Source organism: Litoribaculum gwangyangense, assembly GCF_039543505.1.
GTDB lineage: Bacteria > Bacteroidota > Bacteroidia > Flavobacteriales > Flavobacteriaceae > Litoribaculum > Litoribaculum gwangyangense.
Window position 1 is genome coordinate 871,401 of the sequence record NZ_BAABJW010000002.1, and the last position, 12,125, is coordinate 883,525.

At 34.0% G+C, this 12,125-nt stretch carries 13 protein-coding genes; 7 read left to right on the forward strand and 6 right to left on the reverse strand.

The genetic code is table 11. The features are described 5' to 3' along the window. The first annotated feature begins 1 nt into the window (after nucleotide 1). The 5 genes from ABD963_RS09370 to miaA are packed head-to-tail and all read left to right on the forward strand — an operon-like array spanning nucleotide 2 to nucleotide 5,173. A complete protein-coding gene (locus tag ABD963_RS09370; protein WP_345276690.1) occupies nucleotides 2-1,240 on the forward strand; it encodes a DUF1015 domain-containing protein in 1,239 nt (412 codons plus the stop codon). Nucleotides 1,241-1,291: 51 nt separating this feature from the next. Further along, nucleotides 1,292-1,963, forward strand: coding sequence for a YggS family pyridoxal phosphate-dependent enzyme (locus tag ABD963_RS09375; RefSeq protein WP_345276737.1), 672 nt, complete (start codon nucleotides 1,292-1,294; stop codon nucleotides 1,961-1,963). Nucleotides 1,964-1,974: 11 nt separating this feature from the next. Next, nucleotides 1,975-3,345: an exonuclease domain-containing protein gene (locus tag ABD963_RS09380; protein ID WP_345276738.1), complete on the forward strand. Its 1,371-nt coding sequence runs from the start codon at nucleotides 1,975-1,977 to the stop codon at nucleotides 3,343-3,345. Between the two features lie 32 nt (nucleotides 3,346-3,377). Continuing rightward, a complete protein-coding gene (locus ABD963_RS09385; RefSeq protein WP_345276691.1) occupies nucleotides 3,378-4,217 on the forward strand; it encodes an ion transporter in 840 nt (279 codons plus the stop codon). A 29-nt stretch (nucleotides 4,218-4,246) separates the two neighbouring features. Further along, the gene (gene miaA / locus ABD963_RS09390; RefSeq protein WP_345276739.1) at nucleotides 4,247-5,173 is read left to right on the forward strand and encodes a tRNA (adenosine(37)-N6)-dimethylallyltransferase MiaA; all 927 of its coding nucleotides are present in this window, start codon (nucleotides 4,247-4,249) and stop codon (nucleotides 5,171-5,173) included. 6 nt (nucleotides 5,174-5,179) lie between these two features. On the opposite strand, the gene ABD963_RS09395 is transcribed toward miaA, so the two are convergent. The 3 genes from ABD963_RS09395 to ABD963_RS09405 are packed head-to-tail and all read right to left on the reverse strand — an operon-like array spanning nucleotide 5,180 to nucleotide 7,907. After that, the gene (locus ABD963_RS09395) at nucleotides 5,180-6,781 is read right to left on the reverse strand and encodes a hypothetical protein (RefSeq protein WP_345276692.1); all 1,602 of its coding nucleotides are present in this window, start codon (nucleotides 6,779-6,781) and stop codon (nucleotides 5,180-5,182) included. Between the two features lie 15 nt (nucleotides 6,782-6,796). Continuing rightward, the gene (locus ABD963_RS09400; protein WP_345276693.1) at nucleotides 6,797-7,372 is read right to left on the reverse strand and encodes a hypothetical protein; all 576 of its coding nucleotides are present in this window, start codon (nucleotides 7,370-7,372) and stop codon (nucleotides 6,797-6,799) included. Next, nucleotides 7,356-7,907, reverse strand: coding sequence for an RNA polymerase sigma factor (locus ABD963_RS09405; protein ID WP_345276694.1), 552 nt, complete (start codon nucleotides 7,905-7,907; stop codon nucleotides 7,356-7,358). Before ABD963_RS09405 ends, ABD963_RS09400 begins: the two co-directional genes overlap by 17 nt. A gap of 173 nt (nucleotides 7,908-8,080) precedes the next feature. On the opposite strand from ABD963_RS09405, the gene ABD963_RS09410 reads away from it, so the two are divergent. Together ABD963_RS09410 and meaB are read left to right on the forward strand one after the other, a co-directional pair. Then, a complete protein-coding gene (locus tag ABD963_RS09410; RefSeq protein ID WP_345276695.1) occupies nucleotides 8,081-8,635 on the forward strand; it encodes a DUF2911 domain-containing protein in 555 nt (184 codons plus the stop codon). Nucleotides 8,636-8,708: 73 nt separating this feature from the next. Beyond that, entirely contained in the window at nucleotides 8,709-9,797 is a 1,089-nt protein-coding gene (meaB, locus tag ABD963_RS09415; RefSeq protein ID WP_345276696.1) for a methylmalonyl Co-A mutase-associated GTPase MeaB, read from the forward strand. Here meaB and ABD963_RS09420 read toward each other — a convergent pair. From ABD963_RS09420 to ABD963_RS09430, 3 genes are read right to left on the reverse strand one after another with little or no spacing between them, the layout of a single operon-like run. Next, the gene (locus tag ABD963_RS09420; protein ID WP_345276697.1) at nucleotides 9,765-10,346 is read right to left on the reverse strand and encodes a phosphatase PAP2 family protein; all 582 of its coding nucleotides are present in this window, start codon (nucleotides 10,344-10,346) and stop codon (nucleotides 9,765-9,767) included. The genes meaB and ABD963_RS09420 overlap by 33 nt on opposite strands. A 12-nt stretch (nucleotides 10,347-10,358) precedes the next feature. Then, entirely contained in the window at nucleotides 10,359-10,586 is a 228-nt protein-coding gene (locus ABD963_RS09425) for a hypothetical protein (protein WP_345276698.1), read from the reverse strand. Nucleotides 10,587-10,596: 10 nt separating this feature from the next. Continuing rightward, the gene (locus ABD963_RS09430) at nucleotides 10,597-11,973 is read right to left on the reverse strand and encodes an MATE family efflux transporter (RefSeq protein WP_345276699.1); all 1,377 of its coding nucleotides are present in this window, start codon (nucleotides 11,971-11,973) and stop codon (nucleotides 10,597-10,599) included. Nucleotides 11,974-12,125 lie beyond the last annotated feature (152 nt).

Consider the following 12,125-nt stretch of genomic DNA (forward strand, 5'->3'; position numbering starts at 1 on the left):
AATGGCTAAAGTAATTCCCTTCAAAGCAGTTCGACCAACAAGAGATAAAGTCAGTTTAGTAGCATCGCGCTCCTACCAAAGTTACACACAGGCCGAGCTAGAAGCCCGTTTGGAATACAACCCATTTTCATTTCTACATATTGTAAATCCTGGTTATAAATACGACAAGCAAATTATAGGAAAAGAACGCTATAACTTGGTTAAGAATAGATACTTAGAGTTTAAGGAAGATGGGATATTTATTCAAGATGAAACCCCTAGTTATTATATTTACAAAATAGTCAATAGGGATGGAAACACATTTTCGGGGATCTTGGCTGCTGCAAGTTCAGAAGATTATAAAAATGATATCATCAAAAAGCACGAAGACACCATTGAGTTTCGTGAAAACATCTTCAAAGACTATTTAAAAATTGTTGGTTTTAATGCCGAACCAGTATTACTAACCTATCCTGATAATACTGAAATTACAAGTATCATTTCTAAAGTTCAAAAACAACGTGCCGAATTTGAGTTTACCACCCATTTTAGAGACACACATTATTTATGGATTGTTGATGACAATGAATATGTCACAAATATTCAAAAGGCATTTGAAACCATGAAAACCATTTATATTGCTGATGGTCATCACCGTTCGGCATCCTCTTATTTGCTAACCGAAGAACTAAATTCCGAGAATAAAAACCATCAGGGTAATGAGGCCTATAATTATTTTATGACCTACTTGATTCCTGAATCCGATTTAAAAATTCATGAATTTAACAGATTGGTAAAAGATTTGAATGGTTTAACTAAAGAGTCTTTTTTAATTGAATTGGATGCCATGTTTCGTATTGAAAATAGAGGTAAAGAATTATATATTCCAACAAATAAACATCATTTTAGCATGTATTTAGATGGCGAATTTTACTCGCTTTATTTAAGGAAAAACAATTATAAAATCAACAACTCTTTGGATGCTTTAGACACCCAAATTCTGTTCAAAACCATTTTAGAACCCATTTTAGGAATTACCGATTTGCGCAATGATACCCGTATAGATTACTCGCATGGGAAAAATGATTTAGTTACTATCAAGAGTAAAGTAGATAGTGGGGAGTTTACAGTTGGTTTTGGACTTATTCCCATAACAATTCAAGAATTAAAAGCAATTGCTAATGAAGGGCTAACAATGCCTCCAAAGAGTACTTTTATAGAGCCTAAATTACGCAGCGGTATCACGATTTATGAATTTTGAGGCTAATATCATCCTTATCGAGTTTAAGCATTTCAGCAATAAAAACAAATGATGTCAATACGAGAAAACCTGAACAAAATAAAATCCACTTTACCTGAAAAAGTTACTTTAGTAGCCGTTTCAAAAACCAAACCTGTAAGCGATTTAATGGAAGCTTACCATGGTGGTCAACGTATTTTTGGGGAAAATAAAATCCAGGAAATGGTTGAAAAATATGAAGCTATGCCTAAAGATATTGACTGGCATATGATTGGGCATGTTCAAAGTAATAAGGTAAAATATATGGCAAGTTTTGTGCGTTTAATTCATGGGGTTGATAATTTCAAATTATTGAAAGAAATAAACAAGCAAGCCAAAAAGAACGATAGGGTTATTGATTGTTTGCTTCAAATAAAAATAGCTGAAGAAGATTCGAAATTTGGCATGTCTGCGGCTGATGCTTCCAAAATCATTCAATCAAAAGAATTTTCAGAATTAAAACATGTGAAAATTGTAGGTGTTATGGGTATGGCAACCTTTACAGATAATCAAGATCAAATTAAAAAAGAATTCCGTTTCCTCAAATACACTTTTGATGAATTAAAAAAACTGATAACTGAAAACTTCGAATTACAAACTATTAGCATGGGAATGAGTGGAGATTATGAATTGGCTATTGCATGCGGCAGTAACATGATTCGTGTGGGAAGCAGTATTTTTGGAGATAGAAATTACACAAATTAAAAACTTAGGGTATTTACGCAATATTAGACATAGAAACCACGGGGGGCAAATACAATGAAGAGGGTATTACCGAAATTGCCATCTACAAATATGATGGTCATAAAGTTGTAGATCAATTTATTAGTCTGTTGAACCCAGAACGTGAAATTCAAGCATTTGTAGTAAACTTAACAGGTATTAATAGCAGTATGTTAAGGAATGCCCCTAAATTTTACGAGGTCGCAAAACGTATTGTTGAAATTACCGATGATTGTATTTTAGTTGCCCACAATGCTCAATTCGATTACAGAATTTTATCGACAGAATTTAGGCGTTTAGGGTTTGATTATGAGCGTAAAACGTTATGCACCGTCGAACTTTCGAAACATTTAATTCCTGGTCAACCATCCTACAGTTTAGGGAAATTAGTGCGTTCTTTGGGCATACCTGTAACTGATAGGCATCGTGCTTCGGGTGATGCGTTAGCAACAGTAAAGCTGTTTAAAATGTTGCTTGATAAGGACACCAATAAAACGATCATAAAAGAATCCGTTAGGTTAAATCCAAAACTTCAATTAGAACCCAGACATTTGGACATTTTAGAGGATTTACCTTCCATCACCGGGGTATATTACATTCATAACAGCGATGGAGAAATTGTATATATTGGTAAAAGTAACAATATAAAAAAGCGCATTAACCAACATTTTACGGGAACCAATCATAAATCAAAAAAAATTCAAGCGCAGGTTCATGCCGTAACCTACGAAGCAACCGGTAGCGAACTAGTTGCGCTTTTAAAAGAAAGTGAAGAAATAAAACGTAACAAACCTATATTCAACAGGGCGCTCAGACGTTCTATTTTCACCCATGCCCTTTATAGTTTTACAGATGAAAATGATTATATCAATTTAAAAATTGATATTGCTGATGGCCGAAAAAAACCAATTACCACATTTAGCAATCGTCAAAGTGGCAAAAGTTTTATTATGAATGCGGTAGAGGATTATAATTTATGCCAGAAGTTGGCAGGATTGTATAAAACGAAAACCAGTTGTTTTAATTTCGAGATAAAGGCTTGCTTAGGTGCTTGCGTCCAAAAGGAATCACCAGAAACATACAATAAAAGGGTAAAAAGTTTGATTGATAAAAATAGTTATTCCAATAAAAATATGGTGATTGTTGATAAAGGTCGTGATGTAGATGAGCGCAGTGCCATCCTTATTGAAAATGGTGTTTTTAAAGGTATTGGATTCTTCAATTTAAACTATCAAATAAATAATATTGAGGTATTAGAATCTATTATAACGCCCATGCAAAATAACCGTGATACACAACATATTATTCAAAGTTATATTAGAAGGAATAAACGTTTGAAAGTGATTGAATTAAAGGAAACGTAAAATTAGCTTATCTTTTTCTTATTTTTGAATAAATGTACTCAGCCAAAAAACATTGGAAAACTAAACTTCATGATATTATTTATGAAGCGGATACGCCTGCAGGTAAGTTATTTGATGTAGTGCTTTTAATTGTAATTCTCGCCAGTATCCTACTAGTCATGTTGGAGAGTGTTAAAAGTATTGATAACAAATACCATACGTTTCTTGATATTTCAGAATGGGTGATTACCATCATGTTCAGTTTGGAATACATAGCGAGAATTATTACGGTAAAAAAACCCTTTAAATATATTTTTAGCTTTTATGGTATCATTGATTTATTGTCTACCATTCCTAAATACATTTCACTAATTTTTGGAGGTGTTCATGCTTTAGCAGCTTTACGAGCTTTGCGATTGCTTAGGGTTTTCAGGATTTTAAAACTGGCAAGGTTCTTAGGAGCCTCAAATAATTTGGTTAGGGCTTTAAAAGCCAGTAGAGCTAAAATATCAGTATTTTTATTTGCCGTAATAATTGTTGCCATTATACTGGGCACTATTATGTATTTGGTTGAAGGTGAGGAAAATGGATTTAGTAACATCCCAAAAAGTGTGTATTGGTGTATAGTAACACTTACCACCGTTGGCTTTGGCGATATTGCACCACAAACCCCTCTAGGACAATTTATAGCCTCTATGGTTATGATATTAGGTTACGGAATTATTGCAGTACCAACCGGTATAGTCTCTGCAGAATACACCAACCAGAATAAACCAAATAAGGTTGAAGAACCCAAGTTGCACTTAAACTCGCAATCGTGTGCCAATTGTTTAGCTGATAAGCATCCAGATAACGCTAAATTTTGCCATAAGTGTGGGCATCCTTTGCACTAATTTCGTACTCATTTTAAGCCTTAGAAACCATTAATTCAAATACAAAATACCTCATTTCTGTTGTTGGACCTACCGCCATTGGAAAAACTAGTTTAAGCATTAAGCTAGCCAACCATTTTAAAACCGAAATCATTTCAGCAGATTCCCGTCAGTTTTATAAGGAAATGCAAATAGGTACTGCCGCGCCATCAAAGAAGGAATTGGCAGCAGCTAAACATCATTTTATTCACCATAAATCTATTGAAGACCAATATAATGTGGGTGCTTTTGAAAAAGACGCTTTAAAACTTCTTAGCACACTTTTTAAGACCCATGACGTCGCAGTTATGGTTGGTGGCTCTGGTCTTTATATAGATGCCGTTACAATGGGTTTGGATAATTTTCCAGATATTGATAAAAACATCCGTGAAGCTTTAAATAATGATTTAGAGGTTAAAGGATTGGAACATCTTCAGAATCAATTAAAAAACTTAGATCATGTTGCTTTCAAATCCATAGCCATTGATAATCCACATCGCGTTATTCGAGCCTTGGAAGTTACCTTAGGAAGCGGTAAACCTTATTCATCCTTTTTAAATAAAGAAAAAAACAAACGCCCTTTTAAGACTATAAGTATTGGGCTTTCCGCTGATAGAAAAGATATTTACGAAAGAATAAATAAACGTGTGGATATTATGATGCAAGAAGGATTACTTGAAGAAGTTAAGAAACTTTTACCTTACAAAAATTTTAATGCTTTAAATACTGTTGGTTACAAAGAACTTTTTAATTACTTAGATGGCGAATGGGAATTAGATTTTGCCATTTCAGAGATAAAGAAAAATACGCGTCGTTTTGCAAAACGCCAATTGACATGGTTCAAAAAAAATGAAGAAATTTTGTGGTTTGACTATTTAACCGATGTTGAAACGATTATTGACAAAATAGCCACTGAAATTTATAAAGAAAAAAAGTAACCTGCATTATTGCATTACAACATTGCTATATTTGGCATTTAGTACTATACTTTTACCACTTGCTGAACTACCGGTAGAAAAATTAGACACGCTTTCTTTTGAAGCCTTCTTAGGATGGGTAAATCTAGAGCGTGCACCTTTAAATTGAACATTACAATCTACGTTTGGCAATTTTATAATCACATCATTATTTTGAAGAATCATATTTAAATTATTAAAAGCATCATCAATATTTAAAATATGTAAGTCGCCAATATTGGCGTCAACAATAGCACTACCCGTTAAGTTTTCAATATCAATATTGGATGAAATCGTATTTAAAACTAAATGTTTCACATTTTTAAGTTCTGCACTTTTAACATAGTTTAAGTTTAATTCCCCTAAATTCCAATTGGTAACATAAACAGGTGAATAAGAAGCATTAATGGAAGTTGAACTTCCATTAATGCTATTTGCAGTTAATTTAGTATATGATAAATCTGCTTTTAAATTGTCAATGTTTGCGGCAAATTCAATTTCTCCATGTCTTACATTCACTTTCAATTTGGCGCCTTTGGGCATTTTTATTTTGATTGTTTTTTTAACATTACTGTTCGATTTATCTTCAAATAACTTTTCCACTTTCTTCTGGCGTTCCTTCGCCAAAATGGAGCGTTCCTGTTGAATTTTCTCTCGTTCTTGCATTATTCTCTCTTGCATTTCGGCTCGTTTTTCTTGTTCTCGGGCCATTCTTTCTTTTTGCGCTTGAGTGCGCTCTACCTGCGCTTCCATTCTTTCAGCTTGTCTTTCCATTTGAGCTGCAAAACGCTCTCCCCATGCTTCCATTTGTTCTCCATACTTTTCACTCCATTCTTTACCAAACTTTTCGCCCCATGCCTCCATTTTTTTGGCAAAATCCTCGTTGTTGAACTGTCCTTCAAATTGTTTAGCCCATTCCTCCATTTGTTTACCATACTTCTCTCCCCATTCTTTACCAAACTTTTCACCCCATGCCTCCATTTTTTTTACATAATCCTTACCATAGAGTTTTTCAAATTTCTCAGAATATTCCTTTAGGTATTTATCACCATCTTTTTGATATGCTTTGTAATCAAATTGAATGTTATTAGCCCCTTTAGGCAATTCGGGTAACTCTGGCATTTCAGGCATGTCGGGCACTTCAAAATAAATCTCAGGCATTTGAGGCAATTCAAAATTTATGTCTGGGATATCTGCCAGTTCAAATTTTAACTCTTTAAGCATGGCTGTAACCGCTTCACCATCTACTTGTCCATCGGTTCTATACCCCCAAACAACTGGAGAGCCTCCTCTTGTGCTAATGGACACTGATTTACTGGTAGCATCAATATCCAATTTCCAGGCTTTTAAAGCGTCTTGTAGAGCTTCTTTACTCAATTTTTCGCCTTCAATATAAGCTTCAATTTCTACAGTATTTTTGTTCCAAGTATCAAATACAATGTTTGTGTGACTGGTATTTAGATCTATAACCACGTCTTTATCAACATTAATAGATTGAGATACTTTGGTTAATTTTTGTTGCGCTATTAAGCTTCCTGTTACAAGAAAACATAATGCAAATTGTTTCATTTTTATGATTGTCGTGTTCATTTTTTGATTTATTTTTTAGATGGATTGTCTTACGTCTTCATCTGAGGTCCTCAGGTCTTTTAATTGAGACCTCAAACGATACAACAGATTCAATCGAAGTTTTAAATTATCGATTAAGGCATTTACTGTTAACTCACTTGGACCAGATTCGGTTAAATCTTCCGATAGTCGCTTGTACTCTTTATCCAGTTCATCCAATTGAGCCAAATAGCCGTCAAACAAATCCTTGGTTTCTGGTGTATAAGATATTTTTGATAACTCTAAATTAATACTGGCCAGATAGTAATCCTCAACCTTTTTTAATCCTGGCGAAATATCCCCCAATGTTTTTGTTTCTACCGTATTGTTTGACGCTACTTGATTAGGTAAATCGCCATGGATTGGTTTGGGTTGAAAGTATTTAAAAGCACCATAACTCAAACCTAAAAGCACCACTACACTAGCCGCTATTTTCATCCAGTTAAAACGAGACTGTTTAGGCTCTGGTAATGCTTTGTCTAACTTTTCAAGAAATCGATCTTGATGATTAATGGGCATTTTTTCATGCGCTATTTTGGCATCTTTAAATAACTCTCTAATGTCTCGTGCCATTTTTTTTAAGTGTTAACAGTTCTTGTAATTTTACCTTACCTCGTGAAAGTTGTGTGCGCGACGCTACTTCTGAAATATTTAAGATCTCAGAAATTTCTTGATGGTCGTAACCTTCAATTAAATAGAGCATCACCACATATTGATACTTATCTGGTAATTTATTAATAGCCTCTTTTACATCGTTTAATGTAATGGTATCTTCAACTAACCATTTGTCATCTTTAGGGGTATCAACTACTTTTAGGTGCACCTCCTCCAATTCAACAAGTTCTTGTTTTTTGGATTTTAAAAAATCGATACTTTTATTAATAACAATACGTTTTAACCATGCCCCAAAAGTAACTTCTGCCTTGTATTGATGCAGTTTTGTAAACGCCTTAATAAAGGATTCTTGTACCACATCCTCGGCGTCGGCAGCATCTTTCAAAAATCGTTTGGCAACAATATACATCCCGTCGCAGTACTGGTTGTATAACTGCAATTGTGCTTTCCGATTGTTTTGTTTACATTGTTCGATAATGTCAACCTGAAACATGCTTATTCTACTTTTGGTTTAAGTTAGTTCGTTTTAAAGACGACAAAAAAAGAGCAGTGTTGCAAAAAAGAATTATTTTTTTTGCATATATAACAAAGCTACAGAAAACTACGTTTGTATTTCTTTAATTATTACTTTTTAAAGTATCTTTGCGGCTTATTAAATTGCTCTATATGAATACCTTTTTGAAACGCACCTTAATTATCTTATCCATTATTGCCTTGGGCTTATTTTTATATTCTGTTTTTGTTGAAAATATTTTTGCAAAACGATTGAGCCCTAAAGACACGGTTAAGTTTGAACTAAATGATTTAAAACTAAAGGTTTTTTATAACCGTCCCTTCAAAAAAAATAGAGAAATCTTTGGTGCTTTAGTTCCTTACAACGAGGTTTGGAGAACGGGTGCCAATGAAGCTACCACTTTTGAGACCAATAAAAACCTAGAAGTTAATGGTATGCCATTAACTGCAGGAAAATATACTCTTTGGACGGTTCCAAGAGATACGGTATGGACTGTTATATTTAACTCTAAACAATATCCATGGGGTGTTAATGCAGAAATGAAACCCATGTGGGATCCTAATTACGACGTTTTAGACATTGAAGTGCCTGTACAAAAGCTTGATAAACCTGTTGAGCAATTTACTATAGCCTTCGATAATTCTACGGATAACTTATTTTTAACCATGGCTTGGGATGATACTAAAATTTCTGTGCCATTAAAGTAAGTATTATTTCGCAGCATTTAATTCTCAGTCTAATGAAAATAATATTGTAAATTAGGCTCACATTAATGTACCAGTGGCAAAGAAAAACAAATCGTCTTTAAAGGAAAAAAAAGGGGTTTCCATTTCTGAAATTACCAATCTATCTTCCATCAAAGCCATTCAGGATAAACGGAAAGTTGAAATTGATCCAGTAGCATTAAGAAATTCTATTTTAAATAAAGATATCACTGCTTTAAGTAGAGCCATTACCATGGTGGAAAGTAAAAATCCGAAACACCTAGAGCAGGCGAACACTATAATAAAAGGCTGTTTACCGCACGCAAATAAATCTATCAGAATAGGTATTACAGGGGTACCAGGTGTTGGAAAAAGTACTTTTATTGAAACTTTTGGAACATACTTAACCTCACTTGGGAAGCGTGTTGCGGTACTAGCAATAGACCCCACTAGTTCCATTACAAAAGGTAGTATTTTAGGTGATAAAACCCGAATGGAAGCCTTGGTAAAAGATGAAAATGCTTTTATTCGTCCTTCAGCTTCAGGTGATACCTTGGGAGGCGTTGCCAGAAAAACTCGCGAAACCATCATTTTATGTGAAGCCGCTGGTTTTGATGTTATCATTATTGAAACCGTTGGGGTTGGGCAAAGCGAAACTACGGTTCACAGTATGGTCGATTTCTTTTTACTCTTGAAATTAGCGGGTGCTGGCGATGAATTACAAGGCATCAAACGCGGTATTATTGAAATGGCCGATGCCATTGCCATTAACAAAGCCGATGGGGATAACCTTAAAAATGCTAAACTTGCCAAGGTAGAATTTAATAGAGCACTGCACCTCTATCCTGAAAAAGAATCGCAATGGGCACCGAAGGTAACGCTTTGTAGTGCTTTAAATAATGAGGGTATCGATGCTATTTGGGATATTATTTTAGAGTATATTGAAATAACCACAAAAAATAATTTCCTTCAGAAAAAGCGAAACGAACAAAATAAATTTTGGCTCCTTCAAACCATCGAAAACCAATTGAAGTCAGATTTTTTTAATTCGCCGAATATCAAAAAAGAATTGGCGGAGCAACTTAAACTTATAGAAAACAACCAAACTACACCGTTTGCGGCGGCTGATTTTCTATTGAAGATCAAATCTGAAAAATCGCTCTAATAGATATTTGGCCATTTTGTAAAACAAAAAACCAGATAAGGCTCCAAACGTGAGTCCGCAAACAATATCCAAAGGATAATGAACCCCAATATAAATCCTGCTGTATGCCACAACAAAACTAATTGAAACTAATAAATAAATAAGTTTTTTAAAATACGGTCTCAACAATAATCCACCAAAAATAGCTACCGCCATAGAATTTGAGGCATGCCCAGAAAAGAATCCATATTTGCCACATCGAACCGCAATAAACCGTATATGTTCTATTAAATTGGCCTCTCCGCAGGGTCTCGGTCTGGCAAATCCTCGTTTAAAAACATTGGTCATTTGGTCGGTAAATGTTATCATTAAAGCAACAACGATAATGAATAGCAACAATGCCTTCCAACCAAATTTTTTGTAGAATAGGTAAAAAAGAAGCAGTCCTAAAAAACTTCCGAAGTACACTTTATTGGTTATTATCAACCACAAGCCATCCCAAGTATCAGAACCCAAATTATTTAAATATAAAAATAAGTCCTTATCGTATTGTAAAAGCTTTTCAATCATACAAGATCCATTCTAATCTTCATATTTTGTTATTTCGGCATCATAAAAATCTGTTGCCAATTTTATTGCATTTTCTGTTTCGGTTTGAAGTTCCTTTTGGTCCTCATCATCAAAATCTTCAAACCATTCAACCTCATCGTTTTCTAGATTGATTATAAACCTTGGAAACTCAGTATGAATGACAAAAATAGCATTTGGATAATCCGAATTGTCTCCTAATATAAATTTTGGAAGGCTCATTTTTGTATTATTAATTGTTAGACAAAATTAATTTTTTAGTTAAATAATCAAACCGAATATACAATAAAATAGCAGCTGTAGTTAAACCAGCTAATAACCCCAACCATATTCCAAAACTACCATAAACATTCTCTTTTCCTAAAAACCAGCTAACTGGAAAACCAACCAACCAATACGAAATAAAAGTTATTACAGTTGGTATTTTAACATCTTGTAAACCACGGAGTGCCCCTAGTACCAGGACTTGTATGCTATCACTTATTTGAAAAACTGCCGCAGCAATTAATAATTTTGAAGCTATACTAACTACCTCAGTATTATCTAATAAATTTTCAAGATCGTCAAAATCTACATAAATTTTAGGTAAATAATTATTAAAAAGAAAGAAAATAATAGCAAAACTAATAGCAAATAAAAGCCCCATTAAGAATAAAGAAAAAGCTATCCTGCGTAACTCAAAATAAGCTTTTAGTCCTTTTTGGTTACCCACACGAATCATGGATGCTACACTCAAGCCCATGGCTACCATAAAAGTCATGGATGATAGATTTAATGCTATTTGATTTGCTGCCTGTGGGTTTTTACCCAATAACCCACTTAACCAGATAGCTGCAGTAAATATGGCCACTTCAAAAAACATTTGCATGGCACTGGGAGCCCCAAGATTCATGATTTTTTTAATCATCAATTTATTGAGAACAAAAAATTTAATGTTAGTGACGTAAGCCTTAGATTTTTCTTTACCCTTTAATAAAAACCATAAGTACCATACCATAATAATTCTAGATGCTAAAGTTCCATAAGCTGCGCCAACAATACCCATTTCTGGAAAACCAAATTTTCCAAAAATCAACAGATAATTTAAAATCACATTAACAATATTTGCTAAAACAGTGGCATACATGGGATATCGTGTCATAGATAAGCCGTCACTAAACTGCTTAAACCCTTGAAAAATGATTAATGGGACCAAAGAAATTGCCACTAAATCCAGATATGGAATGGCCAATTCTACAACCTCTAAAGGTTGCTTCATTAAATACATAAGCGGTTTGGTAAAAAAAACCATTAAAAAAAGCAACAGCCCCAGAACTGTACATAAAAACAATCCATGTTTGAAAGCTGATTTCCCTTTAATAAAATCTTCAGCTGAGTCTGCTTCGGCAATTAAAGGGGTAATAGCTGTTGAAAACCCAATACCTAAAGACATGGCAATAAACATAAAACTGTTCCCCAAAGACACTGCAGCAAGTTCTGCAGTGCCTAATTGACCAACCATAATGTTATCAATGAAACTAACAAAAGTGTGACCTAACATTCCCAACATAACAGGAGCTGCTAGTTGCCAATTATATTTAAACTCTTTGGTATATTCGCTTAATTGCATTTTGCAAAAGTAAACTTTAGCTTTAGTAATAACTATTTATAAAGATAAATATCATGCACCCTATAAAAATTGACAAATGATAATAGCTTTGTGTAATTATCAACGCCTGATATGGAGATTTTTAATAAAATAACTAAACTTACAGTAACACT

Excerpts from the sequence above, each read along its gene's own strand:
- ABD963_RS09370 (WP_345276690.1), top strand. The coding sequence starts at position 2 with ATGGCTAAAGTAATTCCCTTCAAAGCAGTTCGACCAACAAGAGATAAA.
- ABD963_RS09375 (WP_345276737.1), top strand. The coding sequence starts at position 1,292 with ATGTCAATACGAGAAAACCTGAACAAAATAAAATCCACTTTACCTGAA.
- ABD963_RS09385 (WP_345276691.1), top strand. The coding sequence starts at position 3,378 with ATGTACTCAGCCAAAAAACATTGGAAAACTAAACTTCATGATATTATT.
- ABD963_RS09395 (WP_345276692.1), bottom strand. The coding sequence starts at position 6,781 with ATGAACACGACAATCATAAAAATGAAACAATTTGCATTATGTTTTCTT.
- ABD963_RS09400 (WP_345276693.1), bottom strand. The coding sequence starts at position 7,372 with ATGGCACGAGACATTAGAGAGTTATTTAAAGATGCCAAAATAGCGCAT.
- ABD963_RS09405 (WP_345276694.1), bottom strand. The coding sequence starts at position 7,907 with ATGTTTCAGGTTGACATTATCGAACAATGTAAACAAAACAATCGGAAA.
- ABD963_RS09410 (WP_345276695.1), top strand. The coding sequence starts at position 8,081 with ATGAATACCTTTTTGAAACGCACCTTAATTATCTTATCCATTATTGCC.
- ABD963_RS09420 (WP_345276697.1), bottom strand. The coding sequence starts at position 10,346 with ATGATTGAAAAGCTTTTACAATACGATAAGGACTTATTTTTATATTTA.
- ABD963_RS09425 (WP_345276698.1), bottom strand. The coding sequence starts at position 10,586 with ATGAGCCTTCCAAAATTTATATTAGGAGACAATTCGGATTATCCAAAT.
- ABD963_RS09430 (WP_345276699.1), bottom strand. The coding sequence starts at position 11,973 with ATGCAATTAAGCGAATATACCAAAGAGTTTAAATATAATTGGCAACTA.